The following is a 25,530-nucleotide window of genomic DNA, read 5'->3' on the forward strand; positions in this document are numbered from 1 at the left end:
ATGGACGAAACGAGAGTCGCGCACTCCCACACCCCGTCCTCGTCGGCGAACGGCCGCCGGGACGAGCCCGTCGCGATCGTCGGACTGTCCTGCCGGCTCCCCGGAGCGCCTGACGCGGACGCCTTCTGGCGGCTGCTGAACGACGGAGAGTGCGCCGTCACCGAGGTGCCCGCAGGACGCGAAGGGGCCGGTGGGCGCTGGGGTGCGTTCCTCGACGACGTCGACACCTTCGACGCCGCGTTCTTCGGCATCACTCCGCGCGAAGCGGCCGTGCTCGACCCGCAGCAGCGGCTGATGCTGGAACTCGCCTGGACCGCGCTGGAGGACGCCCGCACCCTTCCCGCCACCCTGCGCGACAGCGCCACCGGCGTGTTCGTCGGTGCCATGCGCGACGACTACGCGACGCTGCTCGGCCGTGCCGGAGCGGGCGCGGCCAACCACCACGCGATGACGGGCGTCAGCCGCGGCCTGATCGCCAATCGCGTCTCCCATTTCCTCGGCCTGCGCGGGCCCAGCATGGTCGTCGACACCGGGCAGGCGTCCTCGCTGGTCGCCGTGCACAGCGCGGTGCGCAGCATCCAGCGTGGTGAGAGCCGGCTGGCCGTCGCGGGCGGCGTCAACCTCAACCTGGCCGCCGAGACCGCCTCCGTCGCCGAGGAGTTCGGCGGACTGTCCCCGGACGGCCGCTGCCACACCTTCGACGCCCGCGCCAACGGCTTCGTCCGCGGCGAGGGCGGCGTCGCGCTGGTGCTGAAGCCGCTGTCCGACGCGGTCGCCGCGGGCGACCGCGTCCACGGCGTGATCCGCGGTGGCGCGGTCAACAACGACGGCGCCACCGACGGCCTCACCGTCCCCAGCCGGCAGGCGCAGGCGGACGTGCTGCGGGAGGCCTACGCCTCGGCCGGGCTGCCGCCCGCAGCCGCCCAGTACGTCGAACTGCACGGCACCGGCACGCCCGTCGGCGACCCGATCGAGGCCGCCGCGCTCGGCGAGGTGCTGGGCGGCGCCCGCGACGCCGCGCACCCGCTGCTGGTCGGCTCCGTGAAGACCAACCTCGGCCACCTGGAGAGCGCCGCCGGCGTCACCGGTCTGCTCAAGGTGCTGCTGGCCATGCGCCACGGACGTCTTCCCGCCAGCCTTCACTTCGAGGCCCCCCACCCGGACGTGCCGCTGGACGCACTGCACCTGCGGGTCGTGGACCGCGCGACCGCCTGGCCGGAGACGGACCGGCCCCGGATCGCAGGCGTCAGCGCCTTCGGCATGGGCGGCACCAACTGCCACTTGGTGCTCTCCGAGGCACCCGAGACCGTTCCCGACGCCCCGCCGAGCGGTGCCCCGGTCGTCGTGCCCGCGGTGGTGCCGTGGGTGCTGTCAGGGCGCGGCGCCGCCGCGTTGCGCGGCCAGGCCGCCGCGCTGCGCCCGCTCGCCGCGGGCGGCACGGACCCGGTGGAGGCGGGCTGGTCGCTGGCCACCACCCGCACCGCGTTCGGCCACCGCGCCGTGGTGACGGGCGACCACGCGGCCGGACTGGCCGCCCTGACCGGCGGCGACCCGGCCGCGAACGTCGTCTCCGGCGTCGCGGGCCCCGTCCGCAGGACCGCGTTCGTCTTCCCCGGGCAGGGCGCCCAGTGGACCGGCATGGGCCGCGATCTGCTGGCCTCCTCCCCGACGTTCGCCCGCCGCGTCGCGGACTGCGAGCGCGCGATGGCCGGCCTGGTCGACTGGTCCGTCACCGAGGTCCTGCGCGGCGACCCCGGCGCCCCCTCACTGGACCGCGTGGACGTCGTCCAGCCCGCCTCGTTCGTGATGATGGTGTCCCTCGCCGCCCTGTGGCGGTCCCACGGCGTCGAGCCGGCGGCCGTGGTCGGCCACTCGCAGGGCGAGATCGCTGCCGCCTGCGTCGCCGGGGTGCTGTCCCTTCGGGACGCGGCCCGCGTGGTGTGCCTGCGCAGCAGGGCCATCGCCGAACTCGCCGCCGGACACGGCGCGATGGCCTCCCTCGCGTTGCCCGCCGACGAGGCCGAAGCGCTCATCGGGCCCTGGTCCGGCCGCGCGTCGGTCGCCGTGGTCAACGGCCCCTCCCAGGTGGTCGTCTCCGGCGAGCCGCAGGCCGTGGAGCAGATCGTCGCCCGATGCGAGGAGCGCGAGGTGCGGGCCCGCCGCATCGCCGTGGACTACGCCTCGCACTCCCCGGCGATGGACGTACTGCGCGAACGGCTGGCCGAGGCCCTGCACGGCATCACCCCGCAGGCCGGCGACATCCCGCTGATGTCGTCCGTCACCGGCGACTGGGCCGACCCGGCGGCCATGGACGCCGGCTACTGGTTCACCAACCTGCGCGAGCGGGTGCGGTTCGCCGACGCCGTACGGCGCCTCGCCGCGGACGGCTACGGCGTGTTCGTCGAGTCGTCCCCGCACCCGGTGCTGGCCGCCGCCGTGGAGGCCACCCTGGAGGCGTCCGGCGACGCCCCGGACGTCGTGACCGGGTCGCTGCGCCGCGACGACGGCGGCGCCGACCGCTTCACCGAAGGGCTTGCCGAGCTGTGGGTGCGGGGCGTCGAGGCCGACTGGACCGCCGCGTTCACCGGCGCCGGCACCCGGGTCGTGGACCTGCCCGGCTACGCTTTTCAGCGCCGCCGCCATTGGTTCGACACCGTCGCCCCCGAGGGCGACGACCAGACTCTGAGCGCCGCCCTGGCGTCCCTCGCCGAGGCCGAGCCCGGCGAACGTCCGCGCCTGCTGCTGGACCTGGTGCGCGCGCACGCCGCCGCCGTCCTCGGCCACGGCGATCCGTCCGCCGTCGCCCCGCGCACGACCTTCCGCGACGCCGGGTTCGACTCGCAGTCCTCGGTGCGGCTGCGCAACCGGCTCTGCGACGCCCTCGGCCTCACGCTCCCGAGCACCGTGCTGTTCGACCACCCCACGCCCGTCCGGCTCGCCGACCGGCTGACCGCGCTGCTGCCGGACCGCATCGCCGCGCCGCGCAGCCTCGCCCCGGCCGCCCCGGCTCCCGTGGCCGGGGGCTCCCCGGCGGACGACCCGATCGCCGTCGTCGGCATGGGCTGCCGCCTCCCCGGAGGCGTGCGCAGCCCCGAGGACCTGTGGGAGCTGCTGCTGGCCGGCACCGACGCGGTCTCGGCCTTCCCCACCGACCGGGGCTGGGACCTGGAACGGCTGCTCGGCGACCCGGACCGGCCCGGCGGCTCCACCGTCGCCCAGGGTGGGTTCCTCTACGACGCGGGCGACTTCGATGCCGAGTTCTTCGGCATCAGCCCCCGCGAGGCGCTGGCCATGGACCCGCAGCAGCGCCTGCTGCTGGAGACCTCCTGGGAGGCGCTGGAACGCGCCGGCATCGACCCGACCGCCCTGGCGGGCACCCGCACCGGCGTGTTCGTCGGCGCCATGGCGCAGGAGTACGGCCCGCGGCTGCACGAGGCGTCCGACGGCGTCGAGGGCTACGCCCTGACCGGCACCACCAACAGCGCGCTGTCCGGCCGCATCGCCTATGTGCTCGGCCTCCAGGGGCCCGCCCTGACTGTGGACACCGCCTGTTCCGCCTCGCTGGTCGCGCTGCACCTCGCCGTGCGGTCGCTGCGCAGCGGCGAGTGTTCGCTGGCGCTGGCCGGCGCCGCCACCGTGATGGCCCGGCCCGGCATCTTCGTCGAGTTCAGCAGGCAGCGCGGCCTCGCCCCGGACGGCCGCTGCAAGGCCTTCTCCGACGACGCGGACGGCACCGGCTGGGCCGAGGGGGCCGGGAGCCTGGTGCTGGAACGTCTCTCCGACGCCCGGCGCAACGGCCACCGTGTGCTGGCCCTCCTCTCCGGCACCGCCGTCAACTCCGACGGCGCGTCCAACGGCCTGACCGCACCCAACGGACCGTCCCAGCAGCTCGTGATCCGGCAGGCGCTCGCTGACGCCGGCGTGCGGCCCTCCGAGGTGGACGCCGTCGAGGCCCACGGCACCGGCACCACCCTCGGCGACCCGATCGAGGCGACCTCGCTGATCGAGGTGTACGGCGAGGGCCGGGATGCCGAACGCCCGCTGTGGCTGGGCTCGTTGAAGTCCAACATCGGCCACACCCAGGCCGCTGCCGGACTGGCCGGCGTGATGAAGACCGTGCTGGCCCTCCAGCACGGCCTGCTGCCGCGCACCCTGCACGCCGCCACGCCGACCGGCCACGTCGACTGGTCGGGCGGCGGCGTGCGGCTGCTCGGGGACGCCGTGCCGTGGGCCCGGAAGGGCACGCCGCGCCGCGCCGGGGTGTCCGCGTTCGGCGTCAGCGGCACCAACGCGCACGTCGTCGTCACCGAGGCGCCCCGCGAGGACGCACCCGCACCGGCACGCGAGGACGCACCCGTCGCCGCCGCTGAGGAGCACGGCGCGCCGCTGCCGTACGTGCTCTCCGCCCGCACCCCCGCCGCCCTGCGCGAGCAGGCCCGCCGCCTGCGCGCCGCGCTCCACCGCGACGCGGACCTCCGCCCGGCCGACGTCGCCCACGCGCTGGCCACCACCCGGGCCCACCTCCCGCACCGCGCGGCGGTCGTCGCCGACGGCCGTCCCGCTCTGGACGCCGCCCTGGCCGCCCTCGCCGACCCCGGCGAGGCCGCCGGCCCGGTGCGCGGCGTCCCCGCGGGCGACGACCGCCCGGTGTTCGTCTTCCCCGGCCAGGGCGGTCAGTGGGAAGGCATGGCCACCGAACTCCTCGACACCTCGCCGGTGTTCGCCGCCCGCATGGCCGAATGCGAGGCGGCGATCCGCGAGTTCGCCGACTGGTCGCTGACCGACGTGCTGCGCGGCGCGGACGGAGCCCCGTCGCTCGACCGCGTCGACGTCGTGCAGCCCGCGCTCTTCGCGGTCATGGTGTCCGTCTCCGAGCTGTGGCGGTCCTACGGCATCGAGCCCGCGGCCGTGGTCGGCCACTCGCAGGGCGAGATCGCCGCCGCCTGCGTCGCGGGCGCCCTGTCGCTGCGTGACGCCGCGCGCGTGGTGTGCCTGCGCAGCCGCGCGATCCTCCGCCTGGCCGGACAGGGCACCATGGCGTCGGTCTCCCTGCCCGCCGCACGGGTCGAGGAGATGATCGCGCCCTGGGGCGACCGCATCTCCGTCGCCGCCCACAACGGCCCGTCCACCGTCGTGGTCTCCGGCGAGTCCGACGCCGTCGCCGAACTGCTCGCCGCGTGCGAACGCCAGGAGATCCACGCCCGCGCCATCCCCGTCGACTACGCCTCGCACTCCGCCCACATCGCGTCGATCCGCGACGAACTGGCCGGCCTGCTCGCCCCCGTCGAACCCCGCACGACCCGCGTGCCGTTCTACTCCACCGTCACCGCGAGCGTCCTGGACGGCGCCGAGCTGAACGGCGCCTACTGGTACCGCAACCTGCGCGGCACCGTCCGCTTCGAGGAGACCACCAGGCTGCTCGCGAAGCACGGGCACCGCGTCTTCGTCGAGACCGGCCCGCACCCGACGCTGGGCATCGCCGTGCAGCAGACGCTGGAGGCCGCCGACGTCACCGACGGCGCCACCTTCGGCTCGCTGCGCCGCGACGAGGGCGGCCTCGACCGTTTCCTCACCGCCCTGGCCGCGGCCCACTGCCACGGGCTCACACCCGACTGGTCCGTCGTCTTCGCCGGACTCACGCCCGCCCGCGTCGACCTGCCCACCTATCCCTTCGAGCGGCGCCGCTACTGGTGGACGCCGCCCGCGCCCTCTGCCGAACGCGTCCCGGAGCAGCCGTCCGGCGTGGCCGCCTGGCGGTACGACGTCGCCTGGCGGCCCGTGCCCGACGCCGGCCCGCAAGCGCTTTCCGGCACCTGGCTGGTCGTCGGCGGCTCGACGGACACCGCGACCCGCGACGACATGTGCGCGGCCCTCCGCGACGCCGGCGCCGACCTCGTGCAGCACGCCCCCGAGGCGGGGGCCGGCCCGGACGGCGACGCGCTGCGCACCGCACTGGCCGGAGGCGAGGTCACCGGCGGCGTGCTCTCCCTGCTCGCCCTCGACGCCGACGGCCCGTCCGCCCAGGTCGCCGCCGTCGCCGGACTGCTGCGCGCCCTGGACGGCGCGGGCGTCACCGCCCCGCTGTGGTGTGCCACCCGCGGTGCCGTCGCCACCGGCCCGTCCGACGCCGCGCCCGACACCGCGCAGGCCGCCGTCTGGGGCGCGGGACGCGCCGCCGCCCTGGAACACCCCCGCACCTGGGGCGGCCTGATCGACCTGCCCGCCGTCCGGGACGGCCGCACGGCCGAACGGCTCACCGCCGTACTGGCCGGCGCCCGAGGCGAGGACCAGGCCGCGATCCGCCCCGCCGGCGTCGTCGCCCGCCGCCTCGTCCGCGCCACGCGCCGCCCGGCCGACGGCACCTGGACCGCACGCGGCACGGTGCTGGTCACCGGCGGCACCGGCTCGCTCGGCCTCCGCCTCGCCCGGTGGCTGGCCGAACGCGGCGCCGAACGCGTCCTGCTGACCAGCCGCCGCGGCGCGACGGAGGAGTCCGCCGCGCTGGCCGACGAACTGTGCGGCACCGGCACCGAGATCACCGCCGTCGCCTGCGACACCACCGACCGCGACGCTCTGGCCGCCCTGCTGGACGGTATCGGCGAGGAGCGGCCGCTGACCGCCGTCTTCCACGCCGCCGGCGCCGTCGCACTCGGCCCGCTCCGCGAGGCCGGTCCCGACGAACTGGCCACCGTCCTGAGCGCCAAGGTGGACGGCGCGCTGCTCCTCGACGAACTCCTCACCGGCACGCCGCTCGACGCGTTCGTGCTGTTCTCCTCCATCTCCGGCACCTGGGGCGTCGCCGACCACGGCACCTACGGCGCTGCCAACGCCTGCCTGGACGCCCTCGCCGTACGCCGCCGTGCCCGCGGCGAGGCCGCCACCTCGATCGCCTGGGGCCCGTGGGGCGGCGGCGGCATGATCGACGAGAGCCTGTTCTCCGGGCTCGCCGCCACCGGCCTGCCCGTCCTCGACCCCGGACCGGCCCTGGACGCCCTGCAACTCGTCCTCGACCACGACGAGACGGCCCTGGCCGTCGCCGACGTCGACTGGGACCGCTTCGGGCCGGTCTTCACCACCTCCCGCCCCAGCCCGCTGCTTCGCGAGCTGGTCACCGCCGCGGAGCCGGACCCGACCACGGCCGACGAGGCCGCCACCGCGCTGCGCACCCGGCTCGACGGTCTCGACGAGGACGAGCAGCGCGCGACCGTGCTGCGCCTGGTGGGCGAGCACACCGCCGCCGTCCTCGGTCACCGCGACGCCGCCGCTGTCGACGTGGACCGCGCCTTCAAGGACGCCGGCTTCGACTCACTCACCGCCGTCGAACTGCGCAACCGGCTCGCCGAGGCCACCGAACTGCGCCTGCCCACCACCCTGGTCTTCGACCACCCCAACCCCGCGTTGCTCGCCGACCACCTGTGGCGGCAGACCTGCGACACCTCGGCAGCGGACCCGCAGGCCGGCGGCGCCCCGGCGTCCGTCTGTGGCGAACCCCTCGCGATCGTCGGCATGGCCTGCCGCCTGCCCGGCGGCATCACCGGCCCGGACGACCTGTGGCGGCTGCTCAGCGACGGCCGCGAAGGTGTCGGCGGCCTGCCCGGCGACCGCGGCTGGGACGTCGACGCTCTCTACGACCCCGACCCCGACCGGCACGGCACCAGCTACGTCCGCAACGGCGGATTCCTGATGCGCGCCGGGGACTTCGACCACGACTTCTTCGGCGTCTCCGGCCGCGAGGCGCTGGCGATGGACCCGCAGCAGCGCCTGCTGATGGAGACCACCTGGGAGGCGTTCGAGAACGCCGGTATCGTGCCCGCCGACCTCAGGGGCAGCGAGGCCGGCGTGTTCGCGGGCGCGCTCACCCCCGACTACGGCCAGCCGCACGGCATGCCCGGCGAGCTCGAGGGCTACCACGTCACGGGCAGCGCTCCGAGCGTCGCCTCCGGCCGCATCGCCTACACCTTCGGTCTCACCGGCCCCGCCGTCACCGTCGACACCGCCTGCTCGTCCTCGCTGGTCGCCCTGCACATGGCCGCGCAGTCGCTGCACTCCGGCGAGTGCTCGCTCGCCGTCGTCGCCGGCGCCTCCGTGATGTCCACGCCCACCCCCATGGTCAGCTTCAGCCGCCAGCGAGCCCTGTCCGGCGACGGCCGCTGCCGTTCCTTCGCCGAGGACGCCGACGGCTTCGGCATGGCCGAGGGCGTGGGCGTGCTGCTGGTCGAACGGCTCTCCGAGGCACGGCGGAACGGCCACCAGGTGCTGGCCGTCGTCCGCGGCTCGGCGATCAACCAGGACGGCGCGTCCAACGGTCTCACCGCCCCGAACGGACCGTCCCAGCAGCGCGTCATCCGGCAGGCGCTGCACCGCGCCGGGCTGAAGCCCTCCGAGGTGGACGCCGTCGAGGCGCACGGCACCGGCACGAAGCTGGGCGACCCCATCGAGGCTCAGGCACTGCTCGCCACCTACGGCCAGGACCGGGACGCCGACCGGCCGTTGTGGCTGGGCTCCGCCAAGTCCAACCTCGGCCACACGCAGGCGGCGGCGGGCGTCGTCGGCGTCATCAAGACGGTGCTCTCCCTGCGCCACGGCACCCTGCCGCGCACCCTGCACGCCGAGCGGCCCACCACCCGGGTCGACTGGGAGTCCGGCGGCGTACGCCTGCTCGCCGAGGAGCAGCCGTGGCCCGCGGGCGAACGGCCGCGCCGCGCCGGCGTCTCCGCGTTCGGCATCAGCGGCACCAACGCCCACGTCATCCTGGAATCAGCTCCCGAACAGCCCGGAGGGGCACCCGAGGCGGACGTGCCCGCTCCCGCGGTCGTGCCGTGGCTGCTCTCCGCCCGCACCCCGGCCGCGCTGCGCGCACAGGCGACGGCCCTCGCGGACCCGGCCCGGGACGGGGACGTCGCGGCCGTCGGCCACGCGCTCGCCACCACCCGGGCCCGCTTCGAGCAGCGCGCCGTCGTCGTCGCCCCGCACACCGGTGACGGCCTCGCCGCCGCGCTGACCGCCCTGGCCGACGGCGAACCCGGGCACGACACCGTCACCGAGAGCGCCGGCCCCCTGGGACGCACCGTCTTCGTCTTCCCCGGACAGGGCGCCCAGTGGGCCGGTATGGCCGTCGAACTGACCGAGCAGTCGCCGGTGTTCGCCGCGCGCATGGCCGAGTGCGAGGCAGCGATCCGCGGGTTCGCCGACTGGTCGCTGACCGACGTGCTGCGCGGCGCGGACGGAGCCCCGTCACTGGACCGCGTCGACGTGGTCCAGCCCGCGTCGTTCGCCGTGATGGTGTCCCTGGCGGCGCTGTGGCGGTCCTACGGCGTCGAGCCCGCGGCGGTGGTCGGCCACTCGCAGGGCGAGATCGCCGCCGCCTGCGTCGCCGGTGCCCTGTCGCTGCGCGACGCGGCGCGCGTGGTGTGCCTGCGCAGCCGCCTCATCACCGCCGTCGCGGGCAGCGGCGGCATGGCCACCGTCGCCGTACCCGCAGACGAGGCGGAGAAGCTGCTCGCCGAGTACGGGGGACGGCTCTCGCTCGCCGCCGTCAACGGCCCCCGCTCGGCCGTCGTCGCGGGCGACCGGGACGCGATCGAGGACCTCGTCGCCGCATGCAAGGCCCGGCACGTGCGGGCCAAGGCCATCCCCGTCGACTACGCCTCGCACTCCGCGCACGTCGAGCCGATCCTCGGCGAACTCGCCGAGATCCTCGCCCCCGTCGAGCCCCGCCGCCCCGAGGTGCCCTTCTTCTCCACCGTCACCGGCGACTGGGTGTCCGACGCCGCCTTCGACGCCGCCTACTGGTGCACCAACCTGCGGCAGCCGGTCCGCTTCGGCGAGGCCGTGCGCGCGCTGACCGAGCAGGGCTACGGGTTCTTCGTGGAGAACAGCCCGCACCCGGTGCTGCTCACGGCCCTGGAGGAGGCCGTCGAGGACCGCGACGACGCGTACGCCGTCGGCTCGCTGCGCCGCGACGACGGCGGCCTGCACCGCTTCCTGCTCTCCGTGGGCCAGGCGTGGACGCGCGGCGCCGCCGTGGACTGGACGCCCGCGCTCCCCGCCCGGCCCGCATCCGGGGACGTGGTGCTGCCGACCTACCCGTTCCAGCGCCGCCGGCACTGGATCGAGCCGCCCGCCGCGGCCGCCGCCCGCGCCGAACAGGCCGAGGCCGACGGCTGGCGGTACGGCGTCGACTGGACCGAGGTGCCGGAGACCGGCGCCACCGAGCTGGGAGGGGACTGGCTCCTCGTCGTCCCGCAGGTCCCGGACCCGGACGGCGCGGGCACCGTGGACGCCGTGGCCGCCGGACTCGCCGAGCACGGCGCCACCGTGCACCGCCACACCGCCGCCGCACTGGCCGACGCGGGCTCCGCCCTGCCCGCCCACGTCGACGGCGTCCTCTGCCTCACCGCGCTCGACGAACGCCCGCACGCCGGAGAACCGGCCGTCCCCACCGGCCTCGCCGACACCGTCGCCGCCGTACGGGCCCTCGCCGCGATGCTCCCGGACGCCCCGCTGTGGACCGTTACCCGCGGCGCCGTCGGCGCCGTCGACGGCGACCGCGTCGACCACCCGCTCCAGGCGCAGGTCTGGGGCCTGGGCACCGTCCTGGGCCTGGACGAACCGCACCGCTGGTGCGGCCGCGTCGACCTGCCGCCCGTCCTGGACGCGCGCGCCGTCGAACGGCTCGCGGAGGCGCTCACCGGCCTCGGCGGCGAGAACGAACTCGCCGTCCGCGCCACCGGCACCTACGCCCGGCGCCTCGTGTCCGCACCCGCCGGGGACGCAGAGCCGTGGCGTCCCCGCGACACCGTCCTGATCACCGGCGGCACCGGCGCCCTCGGCGCGCACGTCGCCCGCTGGGCCGCCGCGAACGGCGCCGCGCACCTCGTGCTCACCTCCCGCCGCGGCACGGACGCCCCCGGCGCCGGAGACCTGCACGACGAACTCACCGCGCTCGGCGCCGAGGTCACGATCACCGCCTGCGACGTCGCCGACCGCGACGCGCTCGCCGCCGTCCTCGACGGCATCCCCGAGGACTGCCCGCTGCGCGCCGTGGTGCACGCCGCCGGCCTCACCCAGCCCGAGATCCCCGTCGCCGACCTCACCCCCGCCGACCTCGCCCGCACCTCCCGGGTCAAGGTCGAAGGCGCCCGTCACCTGGACGAGCTGACCGCCGACCGCGACCTGGACGCGTTCGTGTTGTTCTCCTCCGGCGCCGCCACCTGGGGCGACGCCGGCAAGGGCGGCTACGCCGCGGCCAACGCCCACCTGGACGCCCTGGCCCAGCAGCGCCGCGCCCGCGGCGTCACCGCGACCTCGGTGGCCTGGGGCGCCTGGGGCGGCGGCGGCATGGTCGAGGGCGAGGTCGCCGACCTCCTCACCCAGCGCGGCATGCGCCTGATGAAGCCCGGGACCGCCGTACGGGCCCTCGCCACCGCCGTCGGCAACGGCGACACCCGGCTCGCCATCGCCTCCTTCGACCTGGCGCGCTTCCTGCCGCTCTACACCATGTCCCGCGACCGGCGCCTGGTCGCGGCCCTGTCCGCCGCCGAGCAGCCGTCCCCGTCCGACCTGTCCGGGCCGGAAGGCGGCCCGGACGCCGACCGTCCCGGCGGCGCGCTGGCCGCGAAGCTGGCCGGACAGGGCGAACAGCAGCAGGAGGACATCCTGGTGGACCTGGTGCGGCGGGAGATCTCCGCCGTGCTCAAGGCCGACCGGCCCGAGGAGATCCCGCCCCGCCGCGCCTTCAAGGAACTCGGCTTCGACTCCCTGACGGCCCTGGAGTTCCGCAACCGGATGAACACGGCGACCGGGCTGAAGCTGCCCGCGACGCTCGTCTTCGACCACCCCAGCCCGTCGAAGCTCGCCGCGCACCTGCGCCGGGAGCTCACCGACGGCACCACCACCGTGCCCGCCGACCTCGACCGTCTCGAGGCGTCCCTGGCGTCCTCGGGCCCCGAGGAATGGGCACAACTCGACGTCCTCGACCGGCTGCGGGCCCTCGTGCGCCGCGTCGAAGCGGGCGCGGGCACGACCGGAGGCGACGCGGCGGACGCGCCGGACGACGACCTCGCGATCGCCAGCAACGACGAGATCTTCGACCTGATCGACCGGGAGTTGGGTATCTGATGAGCGGCGCCACGAACGAGCAGCGGCTTCGTGACTACCTGAACAGGGTCACCGCGGATCTCCGGACGACCCGCAAGCGGCTCCGCGATTTCGAGGCCCGGCAGTCCGAACCCGTCGCGATCGTCGCGATGAGCTGCCGCTTCCCCGGCGGCATCGGCACCCCCGAGGAGTACTGGCGGCACCTCGCCGACGGCGTCGACCTCGTCGGCGACCTGCCCACCGACCGCGGCTGGGACGTCGAGAGCCTCTACCACCCGGACCCGGACCACCCCGGCACCAGCTACACCCGGCGCGGCGCGTTCCTCTCCGACGCCGCCGAGTTCGACGCCGACTTCTTCGGCATCTCGCCGCGCGAGGCCCTGGCCATGGACCCGCAGCAGCGGCTCCTCCTGGAGACCTCCTGGGAGGTCTTCGAACGGGCCGGCATCGACGTGGAGACCGTGCGCGGCGCACGCGCCGGGGTGTTCGTCGGGTCCAGCAACCAGGGCTACGGCTCGGCCGTGCACACCGCGCCGGAGGGCGTCGAGGGTCACCTGCTCACCGGCGGCTCCACGGCCGTGCTCTCGGGCCGCGTCGCCTACACCCTCGGCCTCGAGGGCCCCGCGCTCACCATCGACACCAACTGCTCCTCGTCGCTGGTGGCGCTGCACCAGGCGGTCCAGTCACTGCGTTCCGACGGCTGCACGCTCGCCCTGGCGTGCGGTGCGACGGTGATGAGCTCCTTCCTCAACTTCACCGAGTTCAGCCGCCAGTCCGGACTGGCCGTCGACGGACGGTGCAAGGCGTTCTCCGACGACGCGGACGGCACCGGCTGGGGTGAGGGCGTCGGCGTGCTCCTGCTGGAGCGCCTGTCGGACGCCCAGCGCAACGGGCACCCGGTGCTCGCCGTCATCCGCGGCTCCGCGATCAACCAGGACGGCGCCAGCAACGGCCTGACGGCGCCCAACGGGGCCTCCCAGCAGCGCGTCATCCGGCAGGCGCTGGCCGACGCGGGCCTCACCGCCGCCGATGTGGACGCGGTGGAGGCGCACGGCACGGGCACCAAGCTGGGCGACCCGATCGAGGCGCAGGCCCTGCTGGCCACCTACGGCCAGGCCCGCGCGGGTGACGCACCGCTCTGGCTCGGGTCGGTGAAGACCAACATCGGCCACACGCAGGCCGCCTCCGGCGTGGCCGGCGTCATGAAGATGGTGCTCGCCCTCCAGAACGGCACGCTGCCCGAGTCGCTGCACGCCGGCACCCCCTCCACCCACGTGGACTGGACCGCCGGCCAGGTCAGGGTCCTCGACGAGGCCCGGCCCTGGCCCCGGGGCGAACGCGCCCGGCGCGCGGGCGTCTCCTCCTTCGGCGCCAGCGGCACCAACGCCCACGTCATCGTCGAGGAGGCCCCCGCCCCGCCCGCCCCCGACGAGGAGACGGCCCCGGCGGAACCGGCCGCCCCGGCGGTCACGCCCCCCGTGGTGCCGTGGGTGGTGTCCGCCCGCACCGCCTCCGCCCTGCCCGCCCAGGCGGAACGGCTGCTGACGGCGACGGGCGACGACCGAGCGCCCGCCGACGTAGGCCTCTCCCTGGCCACCACCCGCACCGTGCTGGAGCACCGGGCCGTGGCTCTCGGTGCGGACGCTGCCGAACTGCGCGCCGGTCTGGGGGTGTTGGTCGAAGGCCGGGCCACCCCCGGCGCATTCCCCGGCCCGGAGGGCACCGCACAGGGCACCGTGGTCAGCGGCCTCGCCGCCGATGTCGGCCGGACCGTCTTCGTCTTTCCCGGCCAGGGCGCCCAGTGGGTTGGCATGGCCACCGAACTCGCCGAAGCCTCCCCGGTGTTCGCCGCCCGCCTCGCGGAGTGCGGGGCAGCGCTGGCGGAGTTCACCGACTGGTCGCTGACCGACGTCCTTCGGGGCGCCGAGGGCGCCCCGACGCTGGAGCGGGTGGACGTCGTCCAGCCCGCCCTGTTCGCGGTCATGGTCTCCCTGGCGGAGCTGTGGACCTCCCTCGGCGCGAAGCCCGACGCGGTGATCGGCCACTCGCAGGGCGAGATCGCCGCCGCCTGCGTCGCCGGTGCGCTGTCGCTGCGCGACGCCGCTCGCGTCGTGTGCCTGCGCAGCCGGGCCCTCACCGCGCTGACGGGTGGCGGCGGCATGGCGTCGTTGATGATCCCCGAGGACGCGGTCCGTGAGCTGCTGTCGCCGTACGACGGACGCCTCGGCATCGCCGCCGTCAACGGCCCGGCCTCCGTCGTCGTCTCGGGCGAGGCCCGCGCCCTCGACGCCCTGCTGGAGGTCTGCGAGCAGCGCGAGATCCGGGCGCGGCGCATCCCCGTCGACTACGCCTCGCACTCCGCTGACGTCGACCCGATCCGCGAGGAACTGCGGGCCGCGCTGGCCCCCACCGAGGCCCGCCGCCCCGAGACACCGATGTTCTCCACCGTCACCGGCACCTGGATCGGCGACGCGGAGACGGACGCGGACTACTGGTTCCGCAACCTGCGCCAACCGGTGCTCCTCGACCCCGCCGTCCGGGAACTCGCCCGGAACGGCCACCGCACGTTCCTGGAGATGAGCCCGCACCCGGTCCTCACCGTGCCCGTGCAGGAAACGCTGGAGGACGCCGGGGCGGACGCCGGACCGGTCTTCGTCGGCGGCTCGCTGCGCCGCGACGAGGGCGGGCTGCGCCGCTTCCTGACCTCGCTCGCCGAAGCGTTCACCTCCGGCGTGGACGTCGACTGGGGAGCCTTCTTCGCCCCCACCGGCGCGCGTGTCACCGACCTGCCCACCTACGCCTTCCAGCGCCGCCACTACTGGATGCTCGACGCCTCCCCCGACGGCCCGGCCGAGGCCGACCCGGTGGACGCCGCGTTCTGGTCCGCCGTCGCCGACGGCGACCCCGCCGCGTTCGCCGAGTCGCTGCGTCTCGCCGAAGACGCGCCGCTCAGCGCGGTCCTCCCCGCCCTCGGCGACTGGCGCGCCCGCCACCGCGCCCACTCCGTCCTCGACTCCTGGCGCTACCGCGTCGACTGGGTGCCGCGCCGGCCAGGAGCCGCCCCCGGGCGGCTGGCCGGAAGCTGGCTGCTCGCGGTGGTCGCGGGCCGCGAGGACGACGACACCACCGTCGCGGTGCGGCAGGCGCTCACCGACGGCGGTGCGGACGTCACGGACGTGGTGCTCGGCCCGGACGCCGAGCGGGAGGGCATCGCCGGCCTCCTCGCGGATCGACCCCAGGCGTCCGGCATCGTCTCCCTGCTCGCCCTCGACGAGGCGTCCCACCCGCACGTGGCCGGGATGACCACGGGCCTCGCACTCAACGTCCAGCTCGCGCAAGTCCTCGCGGACCGGGAGCACGGCATGCCGCTCTGGCTGTGCACCCAGGACACCGTCGAGGCGTGGGACGGCGACCGCGTCACCCACCCACAGCAGACCACCACCTGGGGCATGGGTCTGGTGGCCGGTCTGGAGGCACCACAGATCTGGGGCGGCCTGATCGACCTGCCGCTCGTGGTCGGCGAGGACGACCGTGCCGCCCTGTGCTCACTGCTCGCCGCGCGAGGCGGCGAGGACCAGGCGGCGATCCGCCAGGGTGCCGTACTGCTGCGCCGCCTGCGGCGCGCCCCCGCCCCTCCGGCCGGGGAAGGCGACCGACCCTGGCGTACCAGCGGCACCGCGCTCATCACCGGTGGCACCGGCGGGCTCGGCGCACAGACCGCCCGGTTCCTGGCCCGGTCCGGAGCCGAGCACCTGGTCCTGCTGAGCCGTCGCGGAGCCGACTCTCCGGCAGCCCGGGAACTGGTCGAGGAGCTCACCGCGCTGGGCCCCCGCGTCACCGTCGCGGCCTGCGACGTGAACGACTATGAGGCGCTGGCCGGACTCGTCGCGAACCTCCAGGCCGCGGGGCCGCCCATCCGCACCGTCGTGCACAGCGCGGGCGTCGGACTGCTGAACCCGCTCACGGAGTGGAACCTCCCGGAGTTCCTCGACGGCGCACGGCTCAAGCTCGCCGCCACCGACAACCTGGACCGCCTGTTCGACCGCGACGACCTGGACGCCTTCGTGCTCCACTCGTCGGCGGCGGCGGTCTGGGGCGCCGGGGACCACGCCTCCTACGCGGCCGGCAACGCCTACCTCGAAGCCGTCGCCCGCAACCGCCGTGCCCGCGGACTCGCCGCCACCACCATCGCGTGGGGCATCTGGCACGCGGACGCCGACGGCCGCGGCATGGCCAGCGGCGTCGACAGCACCGCCCTCAAGTGGCGCAGCATGCCGTTCATGGACCCGGAGACGGCCGTCACCGGGCTCCAGCAGGCGCTCGATGAGGACGCGACCTTCCTCGCCGTCATCGACGTCGACTGGGAGCACTTCGCCCCCGTCTTCGCCGCAGCACGGCAGCGCCCCCTGCTCGACGACATCCCCGAGGCCCGCTCAGCACTCGACGTCGGTGCGAAGCCCGCGGACGACGGGCCCGCGAACGACGCCGACGCCCTCCGCGAGCGCCTCACCCCACTGCCGTCCGACGACCGCAGGGAAGCCCTCCGGGAACTGGTCCGCGGCCAGGTCGCCGCCGTCCTCGGCCACCACAGCGCGGACGCCGTCGACAACGAACGCCCCTTCCGCGACCTCGGCTTCGACTCGCTGCTCGCCGTCACCCTGCGCAACTCCCTCAACGCGGCCACCGGACTGCGCCTCACCGCCACGCTGGTCTTCGACTACCCCAGCGTCAGCAAGCTGGCCCAGCACCTGCACACCACCCTGTTCGGTGACCTCGCCCCCGCCGGAGCTGCGACGACGGCACCGGTGCGGGTGCGCGAGGACGCGGCCGACGACCCCATCGCCATCGTGGGCATGGGCTGCCGGCTGCCCGGCGGCGTCAACGGCCCGGACGAGCTGTGGCGACTCGTCAGCCAAGGAGGGGAAGCAGTCGGCGCGTTCCCGGCGGACCGCGGCTGGCACCTCGACGACCTCTACCACCCGGACCCGGACGAGGAGGGCACCACCTACGTCCGCACCGGGGGATTCGTCTCCGACGCCGGGCACTTCGACGCCGCCTTCTTCGGGATCTCCCCGCGAGAGGCCCTGGCGATGGACCCGCAGCAGCGCCTCCTGCTGGAGACCGCGTGGGAGGCCATCGAGCACGGGCGCATCTCACCCGCGTCGCTGCGCGGCAGCGACTGCGGTGTCTTCGTCGGCTCGGCCCACAGCGGCTACGGCAGCAACCTGCGCCACGTCCCCGAAGGTGTCGAGGGCCACCTGCTCACCGGCACCGTGACCAGCATCGCCTCCGGCCGCATCTCCTACACCCTCGGCCTGGAGGGCCCGGCCGTCAGCCTCGACACCGGCTGCTCCTCCGCCCTCGTCTCGCTGCACCTCGCCGTCCAGGCACTGCGGTCCGGCGACTGCTCGATGGCCCTGGCCGGGGCCGCCGCAGTCATCGCATCGCCCATCGGCTTCGTCGGCTTCAGCCGCCAGCGCGGACTGGCCGAGGACGGCCGCTGCAAGGCGTTCTCCGACGACGCCGACGGCATGGGCTTCGCCGAGGGCGCGGGCATGCTGCTGCTGGAACGCCTCTCCGACGCCCGGAAGAACGGGCACCGCGTGCTCGCGGTCGTCCGTGGCACGGCGGTCAACCAGGACGGCGCGTCCAACGGCCTGACGGCGCCGAACGGGCCGTCGCAACAGCGCGTCATCCGGCAGGCGCTGGCCGACGCGGGCCTCACCGGCGCCGACGTGGACGTGGTCGAGGCGCACGGCACCGGCACGTCCCTGGGCGACCCGATCGAGGCGCACGCCCTGCTGGCGACCTACGGCCAGGACCGGCCGGAGGGGCGGCCGCTGTGGCTCGGGTCGATCAAGTCCAACATCGGCCACACCCAGGTCGCGGCCGGCGTTCCGTCACTGATCAAGATGGTGACCGCGATGCGGCACGGCGTGATGCCCAAGTCGCTGCACGTCGAGGAGCCGTCCTCGCACATCGACTGGTCGGCGGGCGCGGTGGAACTGCTGGCGGAGGAGCGTGCCTGGACGCGTGAGGACGACCGTCCGCGCCGCGCCGGGGTCTCGTCCTTCGGCGTCAGCGGCACGAACGTGCACGTGATCCTGGAGGAAGCCGACGAGGAACCCGCCGTGGAGGCGGCGGAGTCCGGGCCGGAGACGGTGCCGTGGCTGGTGTCGGCGCGTAGTGCGGCGGGTTTGCGGGGTCAGGCGGCGGCGTTGGTGCCGTTGGCGGGTGGTGACCTCGACCGTGCCGCGGTGGGTTGGTCGTTGCTGTCGACGCGTGCGGTGCTGGAGCACCGTGCGGTGGTGACGGGTGATTTCGGGGCGGGGCTTGCGGCTCTGGCGGGGGGTGAGCCTGCGGACAATGTGGTGGCGGGTGTGTCGGGGCCTGTGGGGCGGACGGCGTTTGTGTTTCCGGGTCAGGGTGCGCAGTGGGTCGGTATGGGTGCCGCTCTGCTGGATGCTTCGCCGGTGTTCGCTGGGTCGGTTGCTGCGTGTGAGGCGGCGATGTCGGGGTATGTGGACTGGTCGCTGGCGGCTGTGTTGCGGGGTGAGGAGGGGGCGCCGTCGCTGGAGCGGGTGGATGTGGTGCAGCCTGCGTCGTTTGCGGTGATGGTGTCTGTTGCGGCGTTGTGGCGGTCTTTTGGTGTGGAGCCGCAGGCGGTGATCGGGCATTCGCAGGGTGAGATCGCTGCTGCGTGTGTGGCGGGGATTTTGTCGCTGGAGGATGCGGCGCGGGTGGTGTGTCTGCGGAGCAGGGCGATCGCGGAGATCGCGGGCTCGGGTGGCATGGCGTCCGTTGCTGTGTCGGTGGAGCGGGCGGAGGAGTTGATTGCTCGGTTCGAGGGCCGTGTCTCGGTGGCTGCGGTCAACGGGCCTTCGCAGGTGGTGGTTTCGGGCGAGGCTGCGGCTCTGGATGAGCTGGGTGCGGTCTGTGAGCGTGAAGAGGTGCGCTTCCGCCGGGTGGCGGTGGACTATGCGTCGCATTCGGTGGCGATGGAGGAGCTGCGCGAGACCCTGGCGACTGCCTTGGCCGGTGTGACGCCGCAGGCGGGCAGTGTGCCGTTGATGTCGACGGTGTCGGCGGAGTTGGTGGATCCGCTCAGCATGGATGCGGGGTACTGGTTCACGAATCTGCGGCAGCGGGTTCGGTTCTCCGAGGGCGTGGCGAAGTTGGCCTCGGAGGGTTTTGGTGTGTTCGCGGAGATGTCGTCGCATCCGGTGATGACCTCGGCGGTCGAGGCGACGGTGGACGCCATGGGTGGTGAACCCGTTGTGGTGACGGGGTCGTTGCGTCGTGAGGACGGTGGTCTGGACCGGTTCCTTGCCGGGCTCGCCTCCGTTTGGGTCCGGGGCGTCGAGGTGGACTGGTCGGTTGCCTTCGGCGACACTCCGCCGCCGACCGTTGACCTGCCCACCTACGCCTTCCAGCGTCGTCACTACTGGCTGGAGGACCAGGCCCCCGACGAGCCCGGCCGTCAGGTCGACGCCATCGACGCCGAGTTCTGGGCCGCCGTCGCGGCGAACGACCCGTCGTCCCTCGCCCGTACTCTCGGCCTCGACGACGACGCGTCCGGCCCCCTCCGGGAACTGGCGCCCGTGCTCGCCGACTGGCGGCGCGACCGGGAGGCGGCCACCGAGGCCGACTCCTGGCGCTACGACATCACCTGGAGCCCGGTGACCGGCGGCGAACGCCCGCGCCTCGCGGGCGCCGTCTGGCTTCTCCTCGTGCCCTCCGGCGCGGAGGGCTGGCCCTCGCTCGCCGCCCAGGCGCTTGAGGCGCACGGCGCCGAGGTCCGGTTCCTAGAGGTTTCGGACACCGAACGCGCCGCCCTGACAGACCAGTTGCGGACGGCCGCGGACGGCGTCACCGGGGTGCTGTCCCTGCTGGCCTTCGACGCCCGGCCGGTGCTCGACCCCGCTGTGGCGGTGATCCAGGCGCTCGGGGACGCCGGTATCGCGGCGCCGCTGTGGTGCGCGACGCGCGGCGCGGTGTCCGTCGGCTCCTCGGACAAGGACGTCCGCCCCGACCACGCACTCCTGTGGGGCCTCGGCCGCATCGCCGCCATGGAGTACCCGCACCGCGTCGGCGGTCTCGTCGATCTCCCCGCGACGGAGGACGAGCGCGCCGCCGAGCGGCTGGTGGGCGCCCTGACCGCGCCCGACGGCGAGGACCAGCTGGCCGTGCGGTCCGGCGGTCTCTATGCACGGCGCCTGGTGCGCCGCCCGTCGGCCGGCACGCCGGACGTGCGGAGCTGGCAGCCGCGCGGCACCGTGCTCGTCACCGGCGGCACCGGCGGCGTGGGCGCCGAAGTCGCGGCCTGGCTGGCCGCGTCGGGAGCCCCGCACCTGCTGCTCACCAGCCGGCGCGGCCCCGACGCCCCCGGCGCCGACGCACTGGTCACCCGGCTGGAGGCGCTGGGCGCGGAGGTGACGGTGGCGGCTTGCGACGTGGCGGACCGCGACGCCCTCGCCCGCGTGCTCGACACCGTGCCCGCCGCACGCCCCCTCACCGCCGTGGTGCATGCGGCGGCCGTCTTGGACGACTGCCTGCTCGACGCCCTGACGCCCGAGCGCGCGGCGGCCGTCCTGCGCCCGAAGGCGGACGCGGCCCGCAACCTGCACGATCTGACCCGGGACACAGACCTCGACGCCTTTGTGCTGTTCTCCTCGCTCGGCGGCACCCTGGGCGGCCCCGGCCAAGGCGCCTACTCGGCGGCCAACGCCTACCTGGACGCCTTGGCGGCCGCCCGCCGCGCCGAGGGCCTGCCCGCGACCTCGCTCGCGTGGGGCAGCTGGGCGGAGGTCGGACTGGCCGCAGGTGTGGAGTGGGAGGAGCGCCTGCGGTCCACCGGCATGGGCCGGATGGCGCCCCAGACCGCGCTCACCGTGCTGCGGCAGGCCCTCGACGAGGACCTGACCTACCTGGCTGTGGCCGACATCGACTGGTCGCGCTACGCGGCCGTCTGCACCGAGGGCCGGACCGGCCGGGTGCTGGCCGCCCTGCCCGACGCACGTCCCCGCGCCGCCGAGACGCAGCAGGTCGACGACACACCGCAGGACGGCTTCGCGGCCACCCTCGCCGACAGTTCGCCCGCCGAGCGCGAACAGGCCCTGACCGCGCTGGTACGCGCCCAGGCCGCGGCCTCGCTCGGCCTCGCGGACGCGGAGGAGATCGACCTCGACCGCGCCCTGCGCGACATGGGCTTCGACTCGCTCACCGCGGTCGACCTGCGGAACCGGCTGAACACGGTCACCGGTCTGCGGCTCCCGGTGACTGTGGTGTTCGACCACGCCACGGCCGGCCGGCTCGCCCGGCACCTCGCCGGTGAACTGTTCGGCGCCCGGGAGGACTCGGCGCAGCCCGCCCTCCCCGCTCCCCTTCCCGCCGTCGGCGGCCCGGACGACGACCCCATCGCGGTCGTCGCGATGAGCTGCCGCTTCCCCGGCGGGGTGGACACCCCGGAGAAGTACTGGGAGCTGCTCGCCACCGGCGGCGACGCCGTGACGCCGCTCCCCGCCGACCGCGGCTGGGATCTCGACGGCCTGTACGACCCGGACCCGGACCGCCCCGGCACCTTCTACACGCGCGGCGGCGGCTTCCTGCACGACGCGGGCCGCTTCGACCCGCACTTCTTCGGCATCTCGCCGCGCACGGCGCCGGCCATCGACCCGCAGCACCGGCTGCTGCTGGAAACATCGTGGGAGGCGTTCGAACGCGCAGGGATCGACCCGGAGACGGTCAAGGGCACCCCCGTCGGAGTGTTCGTCGGCGCCAACTACAACGACTACGGGTCCCGCCTCAGCGCGTCCCCCGGGGAGTTCGAGGGGCAGCTCGCCACCGGCAGCGCGTCCAGCGTCGCCTCCGGCCGCATCGCCTACACCTTCGGGCTGGAGGGCCCGGCGGTCACCGTCGACACGGCCTGCTCCTCCTCCCTGGTCGCCCTGCACCAGGCGAGCCAGGCCCTGCGGTCCGGCGACTGCACCATGGCCCTGGCCGGCGGCGTCACCGTCATCTCGTCGCCCGACACCTTCGTGGAGTTCAGCCGCCAGGGCGCCCTGTCGCCCGACGGGCGCTGCAAGGCGTTCTCGGCGGACGCCGACGGAGCGGGCTGGGCGGAAGGCGTCGGCATGCTCCTCGTCGAGCGGCTGTCCGAGGCCCGGCGGCGCGGCCACCCCGTGCTGGGCCTCATCCGCGGCGCCGCCGTCAACCAGGACGGGGCCTCGAACGGCCTCACCGCGCCGAGCGGACCTGCCCAGCAGCGCGTCATCCGTCAGGCCCTCGCCAACGCCCGGCTCTCCGCCGCGGACGTCGACGCCGTCGAGGCGCACGGCACCGGCACCACGCTCGGCGATCCCATCGAGGCGGAGGCGCTGCTGGCCGTCTACGGCGCGGACCGCCCGCAGGACCGCCCGCTGTGGCTGGGCTCGGCCAAGTCGAACATCGGGCACACCCAGGCCGCTTCCGGCGTGGCCGGAGTCATCAAGACGCTGCTGTCCCTGCGGCACGGCCTGATGCCGCGGACGCTGCACGCCGACGAGCCCTCGCCGCACATCGACTGGTCGGCCGGCACCGTGCGCCTGCTGAACGAGGCGCGCGCGTGGACGGAGCACGACGGTCCGCGCCGTGCGGGAGTTTCCTCGTTCGGAGTCAGCGGCACCAACGTCCACATGATCATCGAGCAGGCGCCGGCGGAAGACGCCGGCACCGCACCGGCGGATGCGGAACCGGCGGACCCGGACGCGGGGGACCGCAACGGTGGATGGCTGCCGTGGGCGCTCTCCGCCCGCAGCGCCGACGCGCTCACCGCGCAGGCCCGCGGTCTGCTGGACGTCCTGGACTCCCGTCCGGACGTCGACCCGGCCGGCATCGCCCGCACCCTCGCCTCCCGCGCCCGCTTCGAACACCGCCTGGTGTGCTGGGGCACCGACCGGGAACAGCTGCGCAAGCAGCTCACCGCCTGGGCGGAGGGCAGGACTGTCGCACCCGCCGCCGCGGGCGTCGCGAACGGCGGTCGCACGGCCTTCCTGTTCTCCGGCCAGGGCGCCCAGCGACTCGGCATGGGGCGTGAGCTCTACGCCGTCTTCCCGGTCTTCGCCGACGCCTTCGACGCCGTCTGCGCCCACATGGACCTGGAGCTGGACCGCCCCCTGCGCGACGTGGTGTTCGCCGAGGAGGGCGACCCGCAGGCGGAACTGCTGCACCGCACCGACTTCACGCAGCCGGCGCTGTTCGCCGTCGAGGTGGCGCTGTACCGGCTCTTCGCCTCCTGGGGCGTCACCCCCGACTACCTCATCGGGCACTCGATCGGCGAGCTCGCCGCCGCCCACGTCGCCGGGGTGTTCACCCTCGCCGACGCCTGCCGGACGGTCGTCGCGCGCGGCCGGCTGATGCAGCAGCTCCCCGCGACCGGCGCCATGGCGGCTGTGGCCGCGCCCGAGGACGAGGTGCTGCCACTGCTGGACGGCCTCGCCGACCGGGTCGCCGTCGCCGCCGTCAACGGCCCGGAGGCCACCGTGGTCTCCGGCGACACCGCCGAGGTGGACCGCATCGCCGAGCACTTCGCCGGACTGGGCCGGAAGACTAAGCGTTTGCGGGTCAGCCATGCGTTTCACTCCCCTCATATGGACCCGATGCTGGAGCGCTTCGAGGAGATCGTCCGGGACGTCCCCCTGTCCCCGCCGACGATCCCGGTGGTGTCGGACGTGACCGGACGTCCCGCCACCGCCGAGCAGCTCTGCAGCCCGGACTACTGGGTGTCCCAGGTGCGCGAGCCGGTACGGTTCGCCGCCGGCGTCGCGTTCCTGCACGACGCGGGCGTCACGCGCTACCTGGAGATCGGCCCGGACGCGGTACTCACCGCGCTCGCCGCCGACTGCCTCCCCGAGGAGTCAGCCGGAACGGTGGCGTCCGCAGCCCGGCGCGGACGCCCGGAGGCCGAGACCGCACTGACCGCCGCCGCACGGATGCACGTCCTCGGCGGCGACTGCGACCTCGCGGCCTTCCACCCCGCCGGCACCGCACCCGTCGAGCTGCCCACCTACCCGTTCCAGCGGCAGCACTACTGGCTCGACACGCCGGCACCGCGCGGCGACGTCGGCGCGGCCGGACTCGAGACCGCCGGACACCCGCTGCTCGGCGCCGCCGTGCGCTTCGCCGCCGACGACGGCTGCCTGCTGACCGCCCGACTGTCCCTGCGCACCCACCCCTGGCTCGCCGACCACGTCATCGACGGCGCGGTCGTCCTGCCCGGAACCGCCTTCGCCGAACTCGCGATCCGCGGGGGCGACCAGGTCGGCTGCGGCCGGGTTGGCGAACTCACCCTGGAGGCGCCGCTGCCGCTGTCCGACGGGGAAGCGGTGGACGTCCAGGTGCGCGTGGGCGACGCGGACGCGGCCGGGGCCCGCTCGCTGACCGTGCACTCCCGGCCGCAGGACGCGGTGGAGGACACGCCCTGGCAGCGGCACGCCACCGGCACGCTGCTCCAGGAGGCGTCCCCGGCGGGCGAGCCCGCTCCCGCGCAGTGGCCGCCCGCCGGTGCCGCCGCGGTGGACCTCGACGGCTTCTACGCACGGCTGGCCGAGGGCAGCGCCGACTACGGCCCCGTGTTCCAGGGGCTGCGCGCCGCCTGGCGCGACGGGTCCGACGTCTACGCCGAGGTCTCCCTGCCCGAGGGCGCGGACGCGGTCGGCTACGGCCTGCACCCCGCCCTGTTCGACGCGGCGCTGCAGACGCTCGGTCTCGGCGAGGCGGGCGACGACGGCCAGGGTGTGATGCCCTTCGCATGGAGCGGCGCCGCCCTCCACGCCGCGGGCGCGACCAGCCTCCGCGTACACCTGGAGAGCACCGGCCGGCACTCCGTCGCCGTCCGGCTGTGGGACCCCGAGGGCAACCCGGTGGCGTCCGTCGCGTCGCTGGCGTTCCGCCCGTCCACGGGCACCGCGGCGAAGCGGCCCCGCAGCGCCGTGCGGGACGCGCTGTTCCGCACCCGCTGGGTGCCGGTCGCCGAGTCCACGGCTCCCGCCGGGCGGACCTGCGCGCTGATCGGCAGCGCCGACGCCGCGCCCGACCTGGCCGCAGCCCTCACCGGCACCGCAGGCACCGCCTCCTACCCCACGCTCGACGCCCTCTTCCAGGCCGTCACCGCCGGGGCGCCGCTGCCCGACCGCGTCGTGGTCGCCGAACCGCCCGCCACGGGCGAGCCCGCCGCGGCCGCCCGGGTGGCGGCGCACCGGGCTCTCGCCGCGGTGCAGACCTGGCTGTCCGACGAGCGGTTCGCCGCCTCGCGGCTGGTGTTCGTGACCCGCGGCGCCCTGCCCGCCGACACGGGTGAGGCGGTCACCGACCTGCCGTCGGCCACCGTGCACGGCCTGGTCCGCACCGCGAGCTCGGAGAACCCCGGCCGGTTCGCCCTCGTCGACCTCGACG

At 75.2% G+C, this 25,530-nt stretch carries 2 protein-coding genes (1 of these 2 cut by a window edge); both read left to right on the plus strand.

Going from position 1 to position 25,530, the window contains the following annotated elements; translation table 11 throughout:
• Positions 1–12,120 carry a type I polyketide synthase gene (locus E4198_RS18115; RefSeq protein ID WP_136184089.1) on the plus strand — a complete coding sequence of 4,040 codons (12,120 nt, stop codon included), beginning with the start codon at positions 1–3 and terminating at the stop codon, positions 12,118–12,120.
• A protein-coding gene (locus E4198_RS18120; protein ID WP_168711465.1) for a type I polyketide synthase crosses the window boundary here: on the plus strand, positions 12,120–25,530 show its 5' portion. Its footprint extends 1,484 nt past the window's final position; the window shows 13,411 of its 14,895 coding nt (coding positions 1–13,411); it begins with the start codon at positions 12,120–12,122; its stop codon lies beyond the right edge, outside the window. Before E4198_RS18115 ends, E4198_RS18120 begins: the two co-directional genes overlap by 1 nt.

Source organism: Streptomyces sp. RKND-216, assembly GCF_004795255.1.
In the GTDB taxonomy this organism is placed as follows: domain Bacteria; phylum Actinomycetota; class Actinomycetes; order Streptomycetales; family Streptomycetaceae; genus Streptomyces; species Streptomyces hazeniae.

Coding starts and splice junctions, on each gene's coding strand:
- E4198_RS18115 (WP_136184089.1), top strand. CDS start 1: ATGGACGAAACGAGAGTCGCGCACTCCCACACCCCGTCCTCGTCGGCG.